Genomic DNA, 22213 nt, shown 5'->3' with positions numbered 1-22213 from the left:
AGTTTCAAAATTTTAAAATCAGAACTTAGCCTGCTTTGCGCTTTTGTACAATGAGCGAACCGACTGAGTAACCTGCACCAAATGAACAAATCACACCATATTCACCCGCATCGACCTGATTACCCGTACGATGCAAGGCAATGATCACCCCAGCCGATGAAGTATTGGCAAATTCATCCAAAATAATCGGTGTACGATCAGCTTCGGCTTCTTTACCCAAAACTAATTTTGCAACCAGTTGGTTCATATTGGCATTGGCTTGATGCAACCAGAAACGTTTAACATCATCCGCGGGGATCTGCATTTTTTCCAGTTGACCTGTAATGATTTTGGCAACCAAAGGACAAACATCTTTAAATACTTTACGGCCATCCTGACGGAACTGTTTGTCGTCACGACTGGTTTCTTCACTGCTGTTTAAGAAGCCAAAGTTATTACGGATATTATTGGAGAACTGAGTAAACAAATGAATATCTAGAATTTCAAAACCTTCTTTGGTTTCGGTGTCTTCAATAATAGTAGCGGTGGCAACATCACCAAAAATAAAATGACAGTCACGTGAACGATAATCAGTATGTCCTGATGTAATCTCAACATTGACCAATAATACGCGGCGCGCACCTGATTTAATCGCATCAGCGGCTTGTTTTAGACCAAAAGTTGCGGCTGAACACGCAACATTCATATCATAAGCATAACCTTGAATGCCTAATGCTGACTGAATCTCAATGGCAACGGCAGGATACGCACGCTGGATATTTGAACAAGCCAAAATCACTACGTCGATATCTTCAGGCCCTACGCCTGCATTTTGCATGGCTTGTTTGGCTGCAATCACGCCCCACTCTGCTTGTAATGAAAGCTCGTCATCGCTACGTTCACGCAAGTGTGGACGCAATCGTGCTGGATCAAGTACCCCTGATTTTTCAACCACATAACGACTTTTAACACCAGATGCTTTTTCAATAAAATCAGCACTTGAACCACGACGCTCAGGCAACTCGCCTGCGGCTATTTTATCTGCATTTTCTGTATTGTAACGTTCCACATAAGCATTAAGCGTTTCAACCAGTTCTTCGTTGCTGATTGTTTCGGTCGGATGAAATAGACCAGTTCCAGTAATACGGATGCCCATGTAAAACTCCTTGTTAAGAATGTAAGTATTCTAACCGATTCCTTGTTTTTCCCATAGTTTTTGTAGCCGAGTGGGAGAAACAGGCATCTTGGTTTTCATCGGTTGAGAAAATAAGGAAATTCGAAATTCCTCTACCATAAAGTATAGCTCTTTAATTTGAGGATTGTTTTTAAACTTAAATAGTTTATCCATCCATGGATCAACGTCTTTAATTGCAGCTTCATCACGTTGCAAATTATTCGGCAAACGCTCCAGACGCATCAACAATGCTTTTAAATAACGTGGATATTCAAGCCAAACCTCTGAGCTACGGGTATAAACAAAATCACTGAGTTGCATCAAATCCAGTTGATCTTCAATATCATCGATACTGCGTCCGAAAATCTCGGTATCTAGCATCATGAGTTGACGGCGTATGCTTTGCCACTGAATAAAAATATCCGAAATGACTTGAAGCGCCTGTTGCCCATGCGTTAAAAACGTCTGCTTAACGTCCTGTAATAATTGCTGAAACTCAGCCTGATTGACAGGCAGTTGATCGATACTCAGTTGCAATGTCGCATAGACCAGCATCTGTTCAAGTTTGGCTTTGTCACTCAAAGGAGAATAAGCCAAAGCCAATGGTTTAGAGATTTGCTTTTTCAACTGTCTGACCAGATCACCCAGTTGCATATGTACTAAACCAATAATCCCTTCTCGATGCTGTCTGATCGCTTCAACCTGATCATTAAAGGTTTGGATCACCACGCCAGATTCATCTTTTTGTTGCAATTCAGCAAACTTTTTGACTGGAACTAAAGCCTGATATTGCTTGACCACCACGCCTGTAACTTTCTGTGACGCTTCAAACACAAAGCTTTCTGGGAAAGTTTTAAACTCGCCTTGCATTTGTTTGACTGGTCGATGGGTTTCAGTACGGCAACGTGCTTTTAATTCAGCTAAATCACGACCTTTTTCAATCACTCGACCTTTTTCATCAACGACTAAGATAAAAGGCACCAGATATTGGTCAATACGTTCAAAAGAAAAATCTTTTTCGGTGATCTGTTCACCACGTAGCGCAAACGCCAGAAACTTAAAAATATGCTCGCGCAAATGGGTTGCATCGACACTTTGCATCAGTTTTTTAGCGGTATCTGGAATCGGGACTAAATGTCGACGTTTGTCTTTGGGTAAGGCTTTGAGTAAGGCCTCGATCAAATCCAGCCGCCACCCCGGAATGCCCCACGACCATAAAGCTTCATCAACTTGGGCTAAAGCCTGCACAGGAATTTTGACCGTTGCACCATCCTGATCATGACTTGGATCAAAACGATAAGTAGTCGCTAAACGTAAATCACCATTGTGTAAATAATCAGGAAATTGTTGCGTGGTAGGTCGATCACTTTGCCAAAGCGCATCATCTTCAACAAATAAATAACGCGGCTGTTTAGGTTCAATCGTCGCGCGCCAATCTTCAAAACTGCTTCGACTGGCAATATCAGTAGGCACACGTTCTGCATAAAACTGATAAATCGTTTCTTCATCGACCACCAGATCACGTCGGCGTAATTTGTCCTCAACCCGTTCGACTTCTTCAAGTTTGAGTAAATTATGTTTTAAAAATGGCGGCATGATGCCCAGATGACCAGTCGTCAATGCATCTCTGAGAAAAATTTCACGCGCTGCTGGATGATCGACTTTTTCAAAATTAATTAAACGTTTCGGTTCAATAATTAAACCGAACAAAGAAATCTGGGCATAGGCCTGCACAATTCCCGCTTTTTTCGACCAGTGTGGCTCAAAATAATGATATTTCAACAAATCACGCGCCGCGAGCAAAATCCATTCGGGATCAATCTTGGCCAGTGTACGCAAATACACCTGAGACGTTTCCACCATTTCAAAGGCCATTACCCACGGCGTATTGGATTTGTGCAAAGTACTGGCAGGAAAGACTTTGGCTTTTTGCTGACGCACTGCCATATAAATATTACGTTCATCAGTTTTATTGGCCACAAAAGACAATAAACCCGTGAGTAATGCACGATGCAGATTTTCATAACTGGCTTTTTTATCGTTAAAAGACAGTTTGATACTTTGCGCTAAATCGACCAATTGCGCATGGGTTTGTTTCCATTCACGTAAACGTAACCAGCTTAAAAAATGCTGACGGGCAAATTGACGGCGTTTATTTTCCGTTGCCATGTCAGGATTATTTTGCAGGGTATCCCAAAGTTTTAAATAAAACAGAAAGTCTGAATCTGCTTCACGGAACAAAGCATGCTTTTGATCCGCCTGCATTTGTTTGTCTGCGGGACGTTCACGCGGATCTTGTACCGCTAGCGCACTGACCACGACCAAAATTTCATTGAGTACACCGAAATGAGAACCACCGACAATCATCCTCGCTAAACGCGGATCGATCGGCATGCGTGACATCATTTGTCCAACTTTGGTTAACTCATGTTTGCGCTCGTTCATCGCACCAAGTTCAACCAGAAGTTTACGACCATCATTGACTAAACGATGATCAGGCGGTTCAATGAAATCAAATTCCTCAACGGTTCCTAAGCCCAGACTTTGCATCTGCAAAATTACCGAAGCCAAATTCGTTCGTTTAATTTCAGGTTCGGTAAATTCAGGACGACTGAGAAAATCTTCTTCGCTATATAGACGAATACAAACCCCTGGGGCAATACGACCACAACGTCCTTTACGCTGATTGGCCGCCGCTTGGGAAATTGCTTCAATCGGTAAGCGTTGCACCCGTGAACGGTAGCTATAACGGGAGATACGCGCAAAGCCACTGTCAATCACATAGCGAATATTCGGTACCGTCAACGCAGTTTCAGCCACGTTGGTGGCAATAATAATGCGCCGACCTTTACCGCTTGGACTAAAAATCTTCTGTTGCTCACCCAGACCTAAACGTGCATACAACGGTAAAATTTCAGTATGACGTGGGCCGTGTTTTTGCAAGGTTTCCTGTAACTCTCGAATTTCCTGTTCGGTACTGGAAAAGATTAAAATATCGGCGTGTTCAGGATGTCCTTTTTCTTCGGCATCAGCAAAGCATTCTTCGACCGCTTGTACTACCGCACGTGGCAGATTTTCTTCAAAATCATCAAACTCATCGTCATCACTACCTCCAATACTGAGTTCAGAAATGGGGCGATAACGCACTTCGACTGGAAAGCTACGCCCTTCGACTTCAAAAATTGGGGCATCATTAAAATAACGACTAAAGCGATTTACATCCAAAGTTGCCGAGGTCACGATCACTTTTAGATCTGGACGTTTTTTTAAAATTTGCTTGAGATAGCCCATGATAAAATCGATATTCAGCGAGCGTTCATGTGCTTCATCGATAATAATCGTATCGTATTTATTTAAGTAGCGATCATGTCCCAGCTCTGCAAGCAAAATACCATCGGTCATTAAGCGAACGATGGAATCGTTGGAACCCTGTTCATTAAACCGAACTTTAAAACCAATCGATTCACCCAGTTTTTCCCCGACTTCTTCTGCAATCCGTTGTGAGACACTCCGCGCAGCCAAACGTCTAGGCTGAGTATGGCCAATCATGCCTGTAGCACCACGCCCTGCCAACATCGCAATCTGTGGCAACTGGGTGGTTTTACCCGAACCTGTTTCACCTGCCACAATGATCACTTGATGCTGTTGGATGGCGTCAATCAAACGATCCGCATATTGCGTGACAGGCAAATCCTGATTGAGTTTTATTTTGGGAAAACGAGCAATTCGCGCTTTCACCTGAGCATTTGATTTTTCGAATAATTGTTGATATTGCTCTAAATTTTTTTCTTTACCTTTGCCTAGTCGATTTAAACGATGTCGATCACGCACCATCACCCATTGATTTACATCTAAATCACGCTGCACAGATAAAATTTCCTAAATATTGATAACAAGCGATCTATTTTACGCGGTATAACCTGATAACGAAAGCCATTAGACTTCTTTCATCAGTCCCTTTTATTTCCTCCTATGGGAGAAAAATAAAGAGGGTTGCAACAATGATGAAAGAACTGGTTCATTTCTCACAAATTCATTGTTTTTTTACATTTTCACCTTGAATTTTTTCTCAATCGCCTGCATGTTCTAATGCAAATCAAATTTATAGGCGATTGTCATTTTCAGATCATAATTTTGCGCTGAAATGATGGAAACCATAATGTGGTGATGGTCATTTTACAGGATTATTAGTTTTTCCGATTCTAATCATGAAAAAATACCATTTCCTCAATAAAATAAAATTCTTTATGCTAAATCAGAATTTTAGAGTTTAAATATAAACCTCAATCATGGAGAAAATGATGAGCTTAATTAATACAGAAGTTAAACCATTCACAGCAACTGCATATCACAACGGTCAATTCGTTGAAGTTTCTGAAGCAAACTTTAAAGGCAAATGGTCTGTTGTTTTCTTCTATCCAGCTGATTTCACATTTGTTTGCCCAACTGAACTTGGTGACCTTGCAGACAACTATGCTGAATTCCAAAAATTAGGCGTAGAAATCTACTCAGTTTCTACTGACACTCATTTCACGCATAAAGCTTGGCACGATTCTTCTGAAGAAATCAAAAAAATCCAATACGTTATGGTTGGTGACCCAACTTGGGCACTTGCTAAAAACTTTGAAGTTCTGATTGAGTCTGCTGGTCTTGCTGACCGTGGTACTTTCGTAATCGATCCAGAAGGTAAAATCCAAATCGTTGAAATCAATGCAGGTGGTATTGGTCGTGATGCGCAAGAACTTCTTCGCAAAGTAAAAGCAGCGCAATACGTTCACTCTCACCCAGGTGAAGTTTGCCCTGCAAAATGGAAAGAAGGCGACGCAACTCTAGCACCTTCAATTGATCTAGTTGGTAAAATCTAATTCTTTAGATTTTAAATAGATCTGGAGCCACCCTTTTGGGTGGCTCTTTCATTTTAAGTGATTAATTTATCATGAATTAAACTTTTACAATTCTCATCTATAGGTGCAGCATCAATTACATTAATGTTCAAATGAGTAGCACGATCTTTTATCGTATGCTGCTCACCTTTAGGGGAGAATTCTATGGAAAAATTGGTTGCCGTCACTTCCTGGAAATACAATGCGGCTTCACGTTATCTAAAAATTTTTTATAACAATGGCAAAGGTGAACTGTATCACCCCGTACCAGAATTTATTTATGACAATTTACTGCGCTCACAAGATAAAACCGCTTTTGTGCAGAAATATTTAGAATTTGATTTACATTTTAGTCGACTGTCGATTTTTTAAATCATAACAATTTTTTATACGACACATTCTTTATCTTTAGGCAAGGCACGATCGTGTTTATTTAAGCTGAGTCACCTTGCCATACAAGCCCATTTGATCATTTATTTTGCCACCACCATAAACAAACCTGCGCCAAATGAAATGGTACTGGTTAAAAAATCTCCATCCTGTTTAATCATATTTAAAAAAGCTTTGACCTCAGCCGCGTGGGAAATCACATTATCCACCATCAAGACTCCACCGTTTTTACGCATTAAACGCTTAAGATCATTCCAGTAATTTGGATAATAACTTCGCTCTGCATCCAATAAAATAAAATCAAAGGTGGTTTGGGCTTGTTGTAAATATTGAGCGGCATCTCCCACCCAAAACTCAATAACTGTGTCCAGTTTGAGTTCCTGCGCGTAGTTTTTTGCCTGTTGGCTGCGTTTTTCTTCTATTTCGAGTGTAACAATGTTTGCCCCAGTTGCCTGTGCTGCTTTAGCTAACCATAAAGTTGAATAACCTGTCGATGTGCCTATTTCTAAAATAGATTTGGATTGTTGTGTGCGAATTAGCATCGAAAGAAATTGCGCGGAATCCGGCTCGATATTCCGAAAACGTTGAAGACGATCAGACTGCTTGGCATCGTGTTGTTGAAACTCATCGTATAATTCGGATAGACGCAATAAAAATTCACGATTTAGCATACACTCACCTTTAGAGCTTTTTAAACTTGATGAAGAAAATTAAAACGCGGTACTGGCTGACCATCCACATCAACCGTTTCAATAAACATGGTCAAAGGCCTGACCCAAATAGAATAATCACCATATAAACATTGATAAACGACCAACTCTTCTTCTGTTTCACTATGTCTAGCCACATGAAAAACCTGATAAAGATTACCTTTATAATGTTGATAGATTCCTGCCTGTAGTTTCATGCTGATATTCCTTAAGTATAAGGTTGATCATCTTATCTCATCTCAAGATGTCATTTATATAACAAAGTGATTTTCACTAAGTATGAATCAATAAAGCGTGATTTTTATTACAATCTCATTATTCAGTAAACCGATTAAAACTATAAAAACATACTGTTTCACCTATTTAAAGTTTTATCGTAATATTCTCAACAAGTTAAAAATTTTCTCCTTTGGAGCTTTACAATGTTAGATCAAAATATCAAAACTCAGTTAAAAGCCTATTTAGAACGTTTAGAAAGTCCTATCGAATTGGTCGCTGCTCTGGATGATTCAGACAAAGCTGCCAAGATCAAAGAATTAGTCACTGAAATTGCGGAACTCTCTGATCAAGTCACGGCTCGCTTTGATGGTCAAAATACACGCCGTCCAAGTTTTGGTATTGCCAAAGTCGGTGAACAACCACGGGTATTCTTTGCGGGCTTACCGATGGGTCATGAGTTTACTTCATTGATCTTAGCTTTGTTACAAACTTCAGGTTATGCACCGAAAGTCTCTGATGAGGTGCTCAACCAGATTAAAGGTTTGAATCTTAAAGCAGACTTTGATGTATTTGTGTCTTTAAGCTGTCACAACTGTCCAGATGTGGTTCAGGCACTGAATCTAATTGCGATTTATAACCCAAATACCACTGCGACCATGATTGATGGTGCCTTCTTCCAGGATGAAGTGGAACAACGCAAAATCATGGCTGTTCCGATGGTATTCCAAGATGGCAATCATATTGGCCAAGGTCGTATGACCTTAGAAGAAATTGTGGCAAAACTGGACAGTGGTGCTGCTGAAAAAGATGCAGCGGCAATTAATGCCAAACAGGCTTTTGATGTATTAGTGGTGGGTGCGGGTCCTGCGGGTGGTACTGCGGCGATTTATGCAGCCCGTAAAGGCATTCGTACAGGCATGATCGCAGAGCGTTTTGGTGGTCAGGTCATGGATACCATGGACATTGAAAACTTTACTTCTGTACAAAAAACTGTAGGTCCACAGTTTGCTGCGGATATGGAAAAACATGTACGTGAGTACGATGTGGACATTATGAATCTGCAACGTGTCAGTAAAATTGTCGGTGCAGATCAAACTGCTTCAGGTCTGGTGGAAGTTGAATTGGAAAATGGTGCCAAAGTTGAATCAAAAACCGTGATTTTATCGACAGGTGCGCGCTGGAGAAAAATGGGCGTTCCGGGTGAACAGGAATATGCGACTCGTGGTGTAGCGTATTGTCCACACTGTGATGGTCCATTGTTTAAAGGCAAAAAAGTTGCGGTGATTGGTGGTGGTAACTCGGGTGTTGAAGCGGCAATTGATTTGGCAGGTATTGTGGAGCATGTGACTTTGGTTGAATTTGATACCAAACTTCGTGCCGACCAAGTGTTACAGGACAAACTAAACAGTTTGCCGAATGCGACCGTCATCACCCATGCACTTTCAACTGAAGTCGTCGGTGATGGTGCTCAGGTGACCGCTTTGAAATATAAAGACCGTGCTACAGAGACAGAACACAGCATTGAACTGTCAGGAATTTTTGTACAGATTGGTTTATTGCCAAACACAGATTTCTTGAAAGGATCAGTCGAGTTAAGTCCACGCGGTGAGATTATTATCAACGAGCGTAACGAAACCAATGTAGCAGGTGTATTTGCTGCTGGTGACTGTACCACTGTGCCGTATAAGCAGATCATTATTGCCACGGGTGAAGGGGCGAAAGCTTCTCTGTCAGCGTTTGATTATATTATTCGGAATAGTTAAACAAGTGTTGTAAAAATCAGACTTGATTTTATAGGCTTATCCACCCTCGAAGGATAAGCCTTTTTTTTTATTGCATTTTTTAACATTTTAATTACAAATTATAATCGTCATGGATTGCTTCTTATGCGTACAATTTATTCATCCAGTCATTTTGGATGCCATATTAAAAGGAAAGTTAAAATGAATAAATTTATGATGATTCTTGGTCTTGCTGCGACCGTTGCCCTCGTTGGCTGTAATAAAGATAAAGCACCAGAAACAGGGGCAACGACAGGCGAACATCTTGAAAATGCAGCCACTCAAGCGAGCCATGATGTTGAGCATGCAACTTCTGACGCTGCTGCAAAAATTGATGCGGCTACAGACAATGCAGTTGCAAAAATAGATGCTGCGGCCGATCATGCAGCGGCAACAACTGAACATGCTGCGGATAAAGCAGAAGCAGCAACTCGTGATGCTGCTCACGATGCCGCTGCTTCTGTTGAAAATACAGCGAAAAATGTGAAAGAAAGCACTCACAATTAATTTATGAACAAAAAAATCCCGCTCATTAAAAGCGGGATTTTTTATGATGGGGAATTTATTTTATATAAAACATGCAATTGTAAAGGACTTTCTTCTGGAAGCTTAGGATGATTAAATGTCGATTGAAAAGACATTCCTAAGCGTTGCATCAGTTTTTCTGAAGGCTTGTTCTGTATTGCAGTAAATGCAACTACAGCATCTAACTTCAAATGAGTAAAAGCAAAGTTCAATGCTGCCTGCGCTGCTTCAAAAGCATACCCCTTCCCCCAATAATTTTTATCCAACCGCCAACCAATTTCAACACATGGCGAAAAATCAAATAAATCTGGTTGCGAATGCAAACCACAAAGTCCAATAAAATGATGCGTCTCTTTTAATTCGATCGCCCAAAATCCCCCCCCCCTGTTGTTCAATCAATTCAAATATTTTCAGCGCTAAGGCATCACTTTCAGCACGAGTCAAAGGACTGGGAAAGTATTTCATCACTTGTGGATCAGAATTAAGGATAAAGAAAGGCTCTCGATCAGTTTCAAGCCTCCATGGACGTAAAATTAATCTTGGAGTTTCAATGGTTCTTGATACACCAGTATTCATTTTAGATTTTCAGGAAGTGCCAGTGTAAGATTTTGTTTGGCTTGTAATTCAAAATGATCTTGAAAAAAAGTTGTTTGATATAACGGTTGTTGCAGAAAAAAATGCGTTAACACCTGCTTACGTTTATGTTGATAAATTTCTGAATCAACCCAATGATATTCACATTGAATCTGTTGTTGATATTCCATAAACCGTTTAGATGTAGCCCCTAGAATTGCCAAATCAATATCCAATAATAGGTTTAAATCCTGATCGGAACTGGGGAGATGTTGTTTGGTCGCAATAATCCATTGCGAAATTTTAGCTAAGAGCGCGGCAGATAAATCATCTTTTAATAAATCTTGAAATAATTTCGCGCTACATTCTTCATTATCTGAAGCTTTAGGATTATAAACTGCATCATGAAACCACAGAGCCAGTTCAACTGCGCAGGCATCCTCAAGTAAATCCTGCACCTGTTCAAAATGGGAAAGACATTCACTTATATGTTGCAAAGTATGATAGGCGCGCTGAGATTCAGCATAAGCCTGCTTCAACACGTTTAGAACATTTTGACTATCATTAAAATGATAATTTTGCTCTAACCGAAGCCATGAACGATGAAGTATTTCGTTCCACATCGATCATCACTCCTGCTGTACTCTTAATCAAGTTTCACCATTATTAAGCCTGTTCATCACGCTTAAATACCAGTTCAGATTCAGTGGAATTATCAGCATCAAAATAATAACCATCACAATTAAATGCTTTTAAGTCCTGTACTTTTTCCAGTTTATTTTCAATGATAAAGCGTGCCATTAAACCTCTGGCTTTTTTAGCATAAAAACTAATCACTTTATATTTGCCATTTTTCTGATCTAGAAAAACAGGTTTAATAATCTGTGCATCAATCAGTTTTTCATTGACCGATTTATAGTATTCATCTGAAGCAATATTCACTAGGATATCAGTTTTGGTGTGTTCCAAATCTTTAATGATCAACTGGGTAATTTGATCATCCCAGAACTCATACAAATTATGTCCGCGCGGATTGTGTAATTTGGTTCCCATTTCCAGACGATATGGCATCATCAAGTCCAATGGACGCAGTAGTCCATACAAACCCGATAACATGCGTAAATGGGTCTGAGCAAATTCGATATCTGCCTGTTTTAAACTGTATGCATCCAAGCCCGTATAAACATCACCTTTAAAGGCATAAATGGCTTGTCGTGCATTCGCAAGCGACAAATCAGCGGTCCAATCACGAAAACGATCTGCATTCAGATTTGCAATTTTCTCACTGACACTCATTAGACTGGCAATTTGTGATGCTGATAGCTCACGACAAACTTCAATCAATTGTTCAGACTGATCCAGTAGTCTTGGTAAAGTATGTTTATCTGTTGGTAATGTGGTTTCATAGTCTAAAGTCTTGGCGGGAGAAATGACTGAAAGCATAAAAACCTCAATAAACCTGTAAATAAATAATAAGTAAGACTATAACACTTTCAGTGTCAAAGCGAATTTAGGATTTTGTTGACAATCATCGTTTATATAAATATCGATTGAAATAAAACACTTGATGAAGGTATCGGCTCTGGATCAAAGTAATGACATTGATTTTGAGCCGTATTCACTCTTTTTATTTCACGCTTTCCAATGCGGTTACCAATAACTTCCAGCATTTTTCGACCGTATCCACTTTCACCCGCTCTCCCGGTGCATGCGCACCTTGAATATCAGGCCCAAATGAGACCATCTGCAAATCAGGATAATGCTCAGCAATAATGCCGCACTCCAAACCAGCATGTATCACTTTTAAATGCGGTTCAATATTAAAAGCCGTCTGATAAGCCTGTTGTAGACATTTTAATGCCGCAGAATCTGGGTTAGGTGTCCAACCTGAAACCAGCGGTGTAAACTCGGATGCAATACCAGCTTTATTAAAATGTGCTGCAATCTCCTGAGCAAAACGTTCAGCTTCACGATTAACCATTGAACGAACCATAATCAAAGCTTTGGCTTGTTGTTGATTGAGTTGAACCACGCCAATATTGTTCGAAGTTTCAACCACATTGTCTAAAACATCACTCATTTTTGCCACCCCATAAGGACAAGTCGCCAAGGCACTTAACCACGAGGTTTGTTGTTGAGGATGAATCGCTTGTGTGACTGTTTGCTCTTTAAGTTCAACATTAATTTTTAAGCGATCATCAATCCCTCTTAATTTTTGTAGACATTGATTCTCATAGTTTTTGACATATTTTTGTAGCGTCTCTATTCGGCTTTCATCAATCAGAATCAAAGCTGTGGCTTCACGCGGAATTGCATTACGCGCACTACCGCCGCTAAATTCAACCAGATAAGCCTCCAACTCAAATAAATACTGATGCAAAAATTTTGACAGGATGACATTGGCATTACCACGCCCTAAATGAATATCTACGCCAGAATGTCCACCTTTCAATCCAGTAACTGAGATTTCAACCGTTTTTAATCCAGATCGAGGAGCCGCGATATAGCTTAGCTTTTGATGAACCTCAACATCCTGACTACCCGCACAACCCAAGTAAAGCTCGCCCCATTCTTCGGTATCGATATTAAATAGCCACTTACTTTTAAGAACACCACTCTCAAGTAATCTCGCGCCACTCATGCCCGCTTCTTCATCTACAGTGAGTAAAACCTCAATTAGGCCATGAGAAATATCATCGGATTCCAGTACCGCTAACGCCAGAGCTACACCAATGCCATTATCAGCCCCCAATGTCGTATCTTTGGCAACCAACCAACCATCTTCCAATATAGGTCGTATCGGGTCTTGCTCAAAATTATGAATCGTGCCCGAATTGGCCTGCGTCACCATATCCAGATGACCCTGTAAAACCACACCTGTCACGTGTTCTTTGCCTTGGCTCGCAGCTTTACGAATCATCAGATTACCGACTTGATCCACATAGGTTTCCAAGCCTAATTGTTCAGCCCAAGCTTGCAGATGATCACGTAGTTTTTGTTCTTTTTTTGAGGGACGCGGAATTGTACATAAGGTCTGAAAATGTTTCCAGACCAAATTTGGAGCAAGTTGGGAAAAATCGACTTGAGACATGTAAATTGAACTCTGGACAACGGCTTTAGATATTTAAAAATATACACCGCAACAACTTCCAGAGATACTGATAATTGTTGTGTTAGTTTTTCCACTCAAATGCAGTAAAGGTCTGATCTGATTTCAAACTATTTTCAACAGCCTGTGCCAACTGGCGGATCACACTCTGAGTTTCTATTTTTTCAAACCAGTCTTGTTCTTCTTTGGGATAGGCCGTGATTTCACACATCAATTGCCCATCATCATTTTTTTGAGTACAGGTTACAGATAAAGGAAGCTGATGATTTTCAATATTCACTTCAACTTTTTGATGTTCATGGGTAATATGCTGGGCATCAAAGCCATACTCACCTAGTTGTTTAAATAAAAGTGCAGCCACATATTCCTGCGTAATACGGCATTCATTCAGCTCATGACCTTCATAGTGATGAGGACAATTCGCAATAAACTGTAGTTTTCTCATGTTGCGCACCCTGCATTTATAGTTATCACTGCCATTTAGCATAAAGCAATAAACAAACAGCAGCCAAGCCGAAACTCGACCGCTGTGTCACTATTATGTTAACCAGTATAGCGCAATCTAGCTGCTAAATTATTGGCTGACCTGAATGGTTAAACCCGCACGATTTGCCAACTCGGTAAAAGTAGGAAAACTTGTTGCGACCGTTTCAGTACCCACAATTTTAATTTCTTCAGAAGTGCGTAAACCAGCCATACTAAAACTCATGGCAATACGATGATCATGATGTGACTCAATTTCACCACCTGTGAAAATTGCAGACCAATCACCTGATTTTCCTTTGCCTTGAATGATGATGCCGTCATCTGTTGGCGTGCAATCGATCCCCATAATCTTAAGACCATCCGCCATCACTTGAATACGATCAGATTCTTTAACACGAAGCTCAGCCGCCCCTGTTAAAATCGTTTGACCTTCTGCACAAGCTGCCGCAATGAATAGGGCTGGAAATTCATCAATCGCAAGTGGCACTTGGTCTTCAGGCATATGAATACCTTTTAGTGTCCGTGTGCCCTTAATATGAATGTCTGCAATGGGTTCGCCGCCTGCGATACGTTCATTTTCCACAGTCAGGTCAGCACCCATCTGTTTTAAAATCTCAATCACACCGGTACGGGTAGGATTAATCCCGACTGCTTCAAGGATAACATCTGAACCTTCCGTAATCGCAGCACCCACCATAAAGAATGCCGCAGAAGAAATATCAGAAGGAACTTGGATATCCGTCCCCGTTAATTTACCACCGCCAATGAGTGAAATTTTGTTTCCTTCAGTTTTCACTTCATAGCCAAAAGCACGAAGCATACGCTCGGTATGGTCACGGGTAGGTTCAGGTTCAGTCACTGAAGTTTCTCCCTCAGCCCATAGACCTGCCAATAAAATACCTGATTTGACTTGTGCAGATGCCATCGGCAAATCGTAGTGAATGCCTTTTAATGCTTGGCTGCCCGTAATGCTGACAGGTGGTGTTCCTTTTTCACCCGTCGTCTGAATTTGAGCACCCATTAAACGAAGTGGCTTCGCGATACGTTCCATCGGACGTTTAGAGAGTGATGCATCACCCGTCATCACCGAATCAAACTTTTGTGCAGAAAGCATGCCCGAAAGTAACCGCATACTGGTGCCCGAGTTCCCCATATATAATGCACCCGCAGGAGCTTTCAGGCCCTGCATCCCTACACCATGAATAGTCACTTCACCATTTTTAGGCCCTTCAATGCTGACACCCATATCTCGAAAAGCCTGCAAAGTGGCTAATGCATCTTCGCCTTCCAGAAATCCTGTAACATGGGTGGTACCTTCCGCAATCGCACCAAACATGATGGAGCGATGTGACACAGATTTGTCACCCGGAACGGTAAATTTACCTTGAAATGATTTTTTTCCCGGTAGAATACTAAATTGCTGTGTCACCTTATTTTTCTCCATGAAGGGTTTCTGAGCTAACATATGATTAAAATGTTGACGCGCAGCCTGAGCATGTCCAAGCAGCCCCATCAGTGCATGTGAGTCTTCACTTTCAATCAGTTGTCGTAATTGAGCAAGTTGCTGTTCAAAACCATCAACAGCCTTGAGTATCGCAATTTTATTGGCAAAAAAGATGTCATGCCACATTTGAGGGTCACTGGCTGCAATCCGTGAGAAATCCCGAAAACCACCCGCCGCATAACGAAAAATGTCCAGATTGTCTTCGCGATTGGCCAGTTGCTCAACCAGATTAAACGCCATTAAGTGTGGTAAATGACTGGTATGTGCCAGCACTTCATCATGCTTTTCCACATCCATGCAAATCACTTCGGCTTTAGCCGCAGACCACAATTCAATTAATTTTTCAACCGCCCAATCTGCGCTACTTGGAAGTGGCGTTAAAATCACTTTATGATTAGCAAATAAATCGACTTTCCCTGCATGCACACCCGTATGCTCGCTTCCGGCAATTGGATGGCCTGGCACAAAACCTACGGGCAAATCTTGCCCATACACGGCTTGGGCAGCAGCGACCACATTGCCTTTGGTGCTTCCTACATCGGTTAAAATCGTATTTTCAGTTAAATAGGGTTTAATTTGCTGCAAAATCTTTTGTGTCGCACGGACAGGCAAAGCCAATATAACCAAGTCTGCGTCTTGCACGGCCTCGATTGGATTTTGATAACCGACATCAATTAAACCTAAGGCTTTGGCATCATCCAGTGTTTTTTGCGAACGGGTCGAAGCAACCACTGTTTTTGCTAAATGTTCAGTCTGTATCACTCGTGCCAGACTCGAACCAATCAGGCCGAGTCCAATAAATACGACTTTATGAAACAAAGGTTCTGGCATCATGTGTATATCTAAATCCGTAAGCAATATTTAAAAGGACAATGTCATCTCTGTATCATGAAAAAATCAAGACAGAACTACAATACAGCTGCTGGATAAGAACCGAGTACACGTAACTCTTTGACAGTTGGTCGGATATCATTCAACGCTGCTGTGACATTTTCCTGATCAATATGTCCTTCTAAATCGATAAAGAACACATAAGCCCATTTTTCAGGCAAAGCTGGACGTGTTTCAATACTGGTCAAACTGATGCCATGTTTTGCAAACGGCGCTAAAATATCCAGTAAAGCACCTGCACGATCATGCGCAGAAATCAAAAGCGAGGTTTTATCATTGCCACTTTGTGGAATTTTTTCACGACCGATGACTAAGAAACGTGTGGTATTTTCTGGGTTGTCTTCGATATTGCTATGCAAGATTTCAAGATTATAAAGTGATGCGGCAAGGTCAGAAGCAATCGCAGCTGAGTGCCATTCGTTACGAATACGACGCGCCGCTTCTGCATTTGAGTTTAATGCTACACGCTCAACACCTGGATAGTGTGCATCTAGCCATTGACGGCACTGCGCCAATGTTTGCTGATGCGCATAAATCTGCTTGATGCTGTCTTTGCGCGTATTTTCAGACACTAAAAACTGATGATGAATACGCAGTTCCACTTCACCAATCACATTCAACTGTGAGGTTTTAAAACAATCCAGTGTGTGATTGACAATCCCTTCAGACGAGTTTTCAACAGGAACCACGCCATAATGCGCGCTACCTGCTTCTACTTCACGAAACACTTCATCAATCGTCGGCAATGGACGCACAATCGCATCTTTACCAAAATGTTTGAGTACCGCAGATTGGGTAAATGTCCCTTCTGGGCCTAAAAATGCAATACTTTGCGGCGCTTCCAATGCCAGACAAGCCGACATAATCTCACGAAATAAACGTGCCATCGTGGTATCAGACAATGGGCCTTTATTGCGCTCCATGACTTTGCGCAGAACTTGTGCTTCGCGTTCTGGTCGATAAAACAACGGATTTTCTTCGGCTGCAAATTTTGCTTTAGCCACCGCTTCAGCCAGACTTGCACGACGATTAATGAGTTCTTGAATCTGTTGATCTACAGAATCAATATCATTGCGAATTTGTTGTAAATCGAGAGAAGTTGACGAGTTCTGATCATCATGGATCATTGGAATGCAGCCTCTGCAAATGGTTTGCGACAGTATATCAAGACTTGTCATGTTTGCTATAGCATCAAGAACAGTCAACTCGATAAAATCCTGATTTTCAGTTCACATCTTTCTTTTTTATGCTTTAATACCATTATTAAGAATCAATCTCATTTAAAGTTCTATGATACTCAAGCCTCTCGTTTGTACCTTACTCACCCTCTCGGTTTTCGGATTCAGCTCAGTGTCTTATGCACAGGACAACACTCTCAACCCATCCCAAACCAAACAGACGCAAGGCCCGCGTCTGGATTTACAGCGTAAAGGAACGATTCAACAGTTCGAGATGACATCGAAATATACGCCCAACACCTATTTTATTCAGGTGTATATTCCGTATAGCCCTGCCCCGAAAACAGGCTACCCTGTATTATATCTGCTCGATGGTAATGCGGTGTTTAACAGTGCCAGCAGCATTGCGCAATCGATTGGCGGCGGTTCGGAGAAAATGGGGCTTGATCCGGTTGTGATTGTCACGATTGGCTATCCAAGCGAAACTCAATTTTCAGGCCAACAACGCGCACTCGATTACACGCCGCTTCCAAAAGATACGCCACAAAAAGATGAAAGATATCAATATGGTGGTGCAGATAATTTCCTCAAATTTATTCAAAATGAATTAAAACCACGTATTCAACACAGTATTCAAATTAATACCCAGCAACAAACCTTATTCGGTCATTCATTTGGCGGCTTATTTACACTGGATACGTTTTTTAAACATCCGCAAAGTTTCAACCGTTATGTTGCGGCAAGCCCCTCTTTATGGTTTGATCAAAATGTTTTAGCAAAGCAGTTACAGCAATTCAAACATAATAAAACCGAGTTTAAATCACCTATTTTGGTCATGACCACTGTTGGTACGGCGGAAGGACGCGGCCGACCACCACGTGGAAATCAACCTGACAACGGCAATTTTTTTGAAGATTTTAATACCTTAAAATCAGATCAGCTTAAATATTGGCATTTTAATCATCCTGCTGAACAACACATTACCAACATGTATGCCAGTTTGCCGAAAGCGATTTTATTTGCCGCTTGTAACACCACTGCAAACTGTGAAAAATTATTTAACGACAATTAAATCCTGATGAATCAATCACTTTCATTAGAGAATTACAATTGATGACGCTTTCACTACAAAGCGTCAATGTTGTTTTTTGATTCAAGCCGTATTGTATTAAGTTCCTATAAAAACCTTCCTGAAAAGGGAGAATAAAAATGTCAAAAACCATTGCCACTTTAGTCACTCATGATTTTGAGGATCTCGAATACTGTGAAACTGTACACGCCTATCGTGCCGCAGGCCATAGTGTGATTAATATCGAGCATCAGGAAGGCAATATTGTTTATGGCATTCAACGTAAAACATCGACGACTATTGATTTAGGCATTGATGATAGTGATGTTCATCATTTCGATGCTCTACTGATTCCAGGCGGTGAATCTCCTGAAGCATTAAGAAACGATGAGCGCTTTGTGTATTTTGTACGTCGATTTGCCAATTTACAAAAACCCATCTTTATTTGTTGTTATGCGCCGCAGTTATTGATGCATGCAGGTGTGGTCAAAGGTCGACGAATTTGCGCGATGCAAACCATTTTAGATGAGCTAGAAAATGCAGGGGCGGTTTGTCTGGATCAAGATGTGGTGAATGACAATAATTTATATATTTCATCGCGCAGTGCAGATTTATTTCCAAAATTTGTCGATGAAACCTTAAAAGTGTTACGTTTGTAAATGTCTAAATAAAATACAAAAAAATGGGAGATCAATGATCTCCCATTTTTAATGATCTTATTGGGTATTTTACGACTTCCCAATCATCCCACGTGCGACAATTTCTTTCATAATTTCATTGGTTCCACCGTAAATTCGCTGAATACGTGCATCGACAAAGAAACGCGAAATTGGATATTCGGTCATATAACCATAACCACCAAACAACTGAAGTAAATTGTCAGCAACTTTCATTTGCATATCGGTACTAAAGCTTTTCAGTGCAGCCGCAGTGTCGACATCAAGTTTTGATTGTTGATATAAGGCAAGGTTTTGATTATAAAAAGCAGCCGTTGCCAATTCATCAATTTTTGCCTGAGCCAAAACAAAACGCGTATTTTGAAAATTTGCAATGGGCTGACCAAAAGCCTGACGCTCTTTAACATATTTGATGGTGACATCAATCGCACCACGAATTGCACCTAAAGCTGTAGCTGCAATGGCAGTTCGTTCACGTGGTAATTCCTGCATCAGATAAGCAAAACCTTGTCCAGGCTGCCCTAATAACTGATCTTTTGGAACGTTGACATTGTCAAAGAAAAGTTCAGAGGTATCCTGTGAGTGCAGCCCGATTTTATCGAGATTCGTGCCTTTTTTAAAACCGTCCAGATGAGTATCGACGAGTAACAGAGATACGCCTTTAGCACGTGCCTGCGGATCTGTTTTGACTGCAAGTACAACCAAGTCTGCATGTTGACCGTTTGAGATAAACGTTTTAGAACCATTGAGAATATAATGATCATCTTGCAAAATCGCACTGGTACGCATCGCTTGTAAATCAGAACCAGCTCCTGGTTCCGTCATACCAATCGCACCAACCACTTCACCACTCACCATTTTAGGCAGCCAATATTGCTTTTGTTCTTCATTGGCAATGTGCAGAATATAAGGCGCAGCAATTTCTGAATGACATGAAATTGCTGTTGATAAAGCTCCGTAACCTGCACGGGCAGATTCTTCAACCAACATTAAAGAGTAGTGTGTAGGTACGCCATAGCCACCATAAGCTTCAGGTACATCGACACATAAAAAACCATTTTCACCCAGCGATGACCATACTGAACGTGGCATGATACCTTCACGTTCCCATTGATCATAATGCGGAGCAATCTGCTCATTCATATAACGTTTAAAATTATCGCGAAATAATTCCAGATCAGCATCATAAGCTAGCATTTTTACTTCCTTTTCGATGTTGTTGTTCTATCGTTAAACTTCAAGATGCTAATAATTTTTACACTAAAAATCATCGACTATTGTTCTACAGTTGAGAACTTTACAGTCAGATGTTCGCTAAAAATAGACTTGATTTGTGAAATATCCAGCAAATTACAACCTTTATTATCTTAAGCAATGAAATAAAAAAATGAAGAAAAATCAAAATGAAATCAATAAAAAATCCCCGATATCTTCTCATCTATCGGGGATTATGGGTTTATAGGCAATTATTTTTTCTTGCGGGTTTTTTGATATTCCTGATAAGACTCTTCAGCAAAACGTCGTAATGAATCACCAATCGCAGCATATTGGTATTCATTTAGATTGGCCAACGAAGCGCGAGCAGATGGATGCTGTACCCCAAAACCAGAACCCGGCAATAACACCACACCTGTTTCATCCGCTACACGGAAAAGCAATTCGGTCGGATTTTTAGTTTTCATGACCCAATCTGCAAAATCATCTCCGTAGAGTTGACGCGAAGTATTTTCCAGATTGACTAAGGTATAGTAATCCACCGCATTTGGATCTTGTGGAACATTAACACCCAATTGGCGATACAAAGCAGCATCGCGTTCACGCACCACCGATTTAACTGCTTTTTTATAATCCTGACGTGAATCCATCATATTGAATAATGAAAACAATACCATTTGAACCTGCTGAGGTGTAGATAGGCCGGCAGTATGATTTAAAGCAACATTACGGCTGTCTGCGACCAGGCGATCAATAAATTTGATACCCGCAGGATCTGTGGTCAACGAGCCATAGCGTTTTTCCAAGTCTGCTTTGTCTTTTTTAGATAAAGCCGCAATTTTTTTATCCAGAATGTTTTCTTTTGCTGTTGCAATCACGCCTAAACGCCAGCCTGTCGCCCCAAAATATTTGGAATATGAATACACCAGAATGGTATTTTCAGGACAAATGGCAAACAGTGATTTAAAGTCATCTGCAAATGTGCCATATACATCATCGGTCAAAAGAATTAAATCTGGACGTTTTTTTACAATATCTGCCAAAATCGCCAAACCTTCATCGCTCATTTTGACGGAAGGTGGATTACTTGGATTGACCAAGAAAAAGGCTTTGATCGCAGGGTCTTCCAGCTTACGCAGCTCAGATTCAGGGTATTGCCATCCCAAATTAGGATCGGCATGAATCAGTACTTCTTCAAGCTGATAATCATTTAACTCAGGAATCTCGAGATACGGTGTAAAAACAGGCACACCAATGGCGATTTTATCACCATAATCAATCAGCTTATTTTCCTTTAAAGAGTTAAAAATATAGGCCATTGCCGCAGTTCCACCCTCCACTGCAAAAAGATCTAAAGACTCTTTTGGCATGCCTTTTACGCCCATTTCACGTAGGATATATTCCTTAACAATGGACTCACTGATACGCAACATACGATCAGGCACTGGATAGTTACAGCCTAAAATGCCTTCTACCATTTCTAGCAAGAACTTATCTGAATCCAAACCAAGCTGATCACGCACATAAGAAACAGCCTTACCCAAAAAAACCACGCCGGGTTTGTCACGGTTTTCAAGGACAAAATGATCAAAGCGTTGCTGTAAACCGACTGGTCGTGGAAAACCACCCAAACCTTCTGGCATATAGGAAAATGAAAATTCCGATTCAGTCGCTGAAAACAAACCCAACTGGAAAAAAGCACGGCGTGGAATAGTCGCAAGAAAGTTAGGATTACCACGACCAGCATTGAGCATAATGCGATCAGTTTTACTTTGTGCCAAAGCGATCAATTCGTCTTTTAATTCAAATGGGCTGAGTTTTGCATATTTAGAATAATCAACTTTTGCCAT

General features: G+C 40.8%; 18 protein-coding genes and 1 pseudogene. 6 read left to right on the top strand and 13 right to left on the bottom strand.

Annotation, left to right across the window (positions count from 1 at the left end; genetic code table 11):
- Nucleotides 1–25: 25 nt before the first annotated feature.
- Nucleotides 26–1135, bottom strand: coding sequence for a beta-ketoacyl-ACP synthase III (locus tag EGS47_RS13335; RefSeq protein ID WP_119686890.1), 1110 nt, complete (start codon nt 1133–1135; stop codon nt 26–28).
- Nucleotides 1136–1165: 30 nt separating this feature from the next.
- Nucleotides 1166–5020: an ATP-dependent RNA helicase HrpA gene (gene hrpA / locus EGS47_RS13330; protein ID WP_119686891.1), complete on the bottom strand. Its 3855-nt coding sequence runs from the start codon at nt 5018–5020 to the stop codon at nt 1166–1168.
- 434 nt (nt 5021–5454) lie between these two features.
- Here hrpA and ahpC point away from each other — a divergent pair, with 434 nt between their 5' ends.
- Together ahpC and EGS47_RS13320 are read left to right on the top strand one after the other, a co-directional pair.
- Entirely contained in the window at nt 5455–6018 is a 564-nt protein-coding gene (gene ahpC / locus EGS47_RS13325; RefSeq protein ID WP_004986882.1) for an alkyl hydroperoxide reductase subunit C, read from the top strand.
- A 183-nt stretch (nt 6019–6201) separates the two neighbouring features.
- Nucleotides 6202–6408 (top strand): KTSC domain-containing protein, encoded by a 207-nt coding sequence (locus EGS47_RS13320; RefSeq protein ID WP_004986883.1) that lies wholly within the window; start codon nt 6202–6204, stop codon nt 6406–6408.
- A gap of 101 nt (nt 6409–6509) precedes the next feature.
- Here the strand turns inward: EGS47_RS13320 and EGS47_RS13315 are convergent, their stop codons facing one another.
- Nucleotides 6510–7097: an O-methyltransferase gene (locus EGS47_RS13315; RefSeq protein WP_125269728.1), complete on the bottom strand. Its 588-nt coding sequence runs from the start codon at nt 7095–7097 to the stop codon at nt 6510–6512.
- A 20-nt stretch (nt 7098–7117) separates the two neighbouring features.
- Nucleotides 7118–7333 (bottom strand): DUF1653 domain-containing protein, encoded by a 216-nt coding sequence (locus EGS47_RS13310; protein ID WP_004986886.1) that lies wholly within the window; start codon nt 7331–7333, stop codon nt 7118–7120.
- Nucleotides 7334–7558: 225 nt separating this feature from the next.
- Between EGS47_RS13310 and ahpF the strand changes: the two genes are divergently transcribed.
- Both ahpF and EGS47_RS13300 read left to right on the top strand, forming a co-directional pair.
- Nucleotides 7559–9118 carry an alkyl hydroperoxide reductase subunit F gene (gene ahpF, locus EGS47_RS13305; protein WP_005004919.1) on the top strand — a complete coding sequence of 520 codons (1560 nt, stop codon included), beginning with the start codon at nt 7559–7561 and terminating at the stop codon, nt 9116–9118.
- A gap of 180 nt (nt 9119–9298) precedes the next feature.
- Complete coding sequence (locus tag EGS47_RS13300; RefSeq protein ID WP_005004922.1) at nt 9299–9643, top strand: hypothetical protein; 345 nt, start codon at nt 9299–9301, stop codon at nt 9641–9643.
- Between the two features lie 41 nt (nt 9644–9684).
- Here EGS47_RS13300 and EGS47_RS13295 read toward each other — a convergent pair.
- The 7 genes and pseudogenes from EGS47_RS13295 to pheA all read right to left on the bottom strand — a co-directional run bounded on the left by EGS47_RS13295 (nt 9685) and on the right by pheA (nt 17351).
- A pseudogene (locus tag EGS47_RS13295) lies at nt 9685–10237 on the bottom strand (GNAT family N-acetyltransferase).
- Nucleotides 10234–10857 (bottom strand): hypothetical protein, encoded by a 624-nt coding sequence (locus EGS47_RS13290; protein ID WP_005004927.1) that lies wholly within the window; start codon nt 10855–10857, stop codon nt 10234–10236. The pseudogene EGS47_RS13295 and the gene EGS47_RS13290 overlap by 4 nt, the downstream one beginning before the upstream one ends.
- Before the next feature lie 43 nt (nt 10858–10900).
- On the bottom strand, nt 10901–11677 hold the full coding sequence (gene yaaA / locus EGS47_RS13285) for a peroxide stress protein YaaA (RefSeq protein WP_005004930.1): 777 nt from the start codon (nt 11675–11677) through the stop codon (nt 10901–10903).
- Nucleotides 11678–11861: 184 nt separating this feature from the next.
- The gene (locus tag EGS47_RS13280) at nt 11862–13325 is read right to left on the bottom strand and encodes an aminoacyl-histidine dipeptidase (RefSeq protein WP_119686194.1); all 1464 of its coding nucleotides are present in this window, start codon (nt 13323–13325) and stop codon (nt 11862–11864) included.
- 82 nt (nt 13326–13407) lie between these two features.
- The gene (locus EGS47_RS13275; RefSeq protein ID WP_005004935.1) at nt 13408–13788 is read right to left on the bottom strand and encodes a hypothetical protein; all 381 of its coding nucleotides are present in this window, start codon (nt 13786–13788) and stop codon (nt 13408–13410) included.
- 129 nt (nt 13789–13917) lie between these two features.
- Nucleotides 13918–16164, bottom strand: a complete 2247-nt coding sequence (locus EGS47_RS13270; RefSeq protein ID WP_035272335.1) for a bifunctional prephenate dehydrogenase/3-phosphoshikimate 1-carboxyvinyltransferase — start codon at nt 16162–16164, stop codon at nt 13918–13920.
- A gap of 77 nt (nt 16165–16241) precedes the next feature.
- Complete coding sequence (pheA, locus tag EGS47_RS13265) at nt 16242–17351, bottom strand: prephenate dehydratase (protein ID WP_005004942.1); 1110 nt, start codon at nt 17349–17351, stop codon at nt 16242–16244.
- Between the two features lie 223 nt (nt 17352–17574).
- Between pheA and EGS47_RS13260 the strand changes: the two genes are divergently transcribed.
- Complete coding sequence (locus tag EGS47_RS13260) at nt 17575–18474, top strand: alpha/beta hydrolase (RefSeq protein ID WP_228128608.1); 900 nt, start codon at nt 17575–17577, stop codon at nt 18472–18474.
- A 137-nt stretch (nt 18475–18611) separates the two neighbouring features.
- Nucleotides 18612–19130, top strand: a complete 519-nt coding sequence (locus EGS47_RS13255) for a DJ-1/PfpI family protein (protein WP_005004946.1) — start codon at nt 18612–18614, stop codon at nt 19128–19130.
- A 69-nt stretch (nt 19131–19199) separates the two neighbouring features.
- On the opposite strand, the gene EGS47_RS13250 is transcribed toward EGS47_RS13255, so the two are convergent.
- Nucleotides 19200–20345 (bottom strand): acyl-CoA dehydrogenase family protein, encoded by a 1146-nt coding sequence (locus EGS47_RS13250; RefSeq protein WP_005004947.1) that lies wholly within the window; start codon nt 20343–20345, stop codon nt 19200–19202.
- A gap of 269 nt (nt 20346–20614) precedes the next feature.
- Entirely contained in the window at nt 20615–22213 is a 1599-nt protein-coding gene (locus EGS47_RS13245; RefSeq protein WP_005004949.1) for a bifunctional aspartate transaminase/aspartate 4-decarboxylase, read from the bottom strand.

Source organism: Acinetobacter sp. FDAARGOS_515 (genome assembly GCF_003938865.1).
Lineage (GTDB): Bacteria > Pseudomonadota > Gammaproteobacteria > Pseudomonadales > Moraxellaceae > Acinetobacter > Acinetobacter ursingii.
This window is presented reverse-complemented; position numbering and strand designations above follow the sequence as displayed.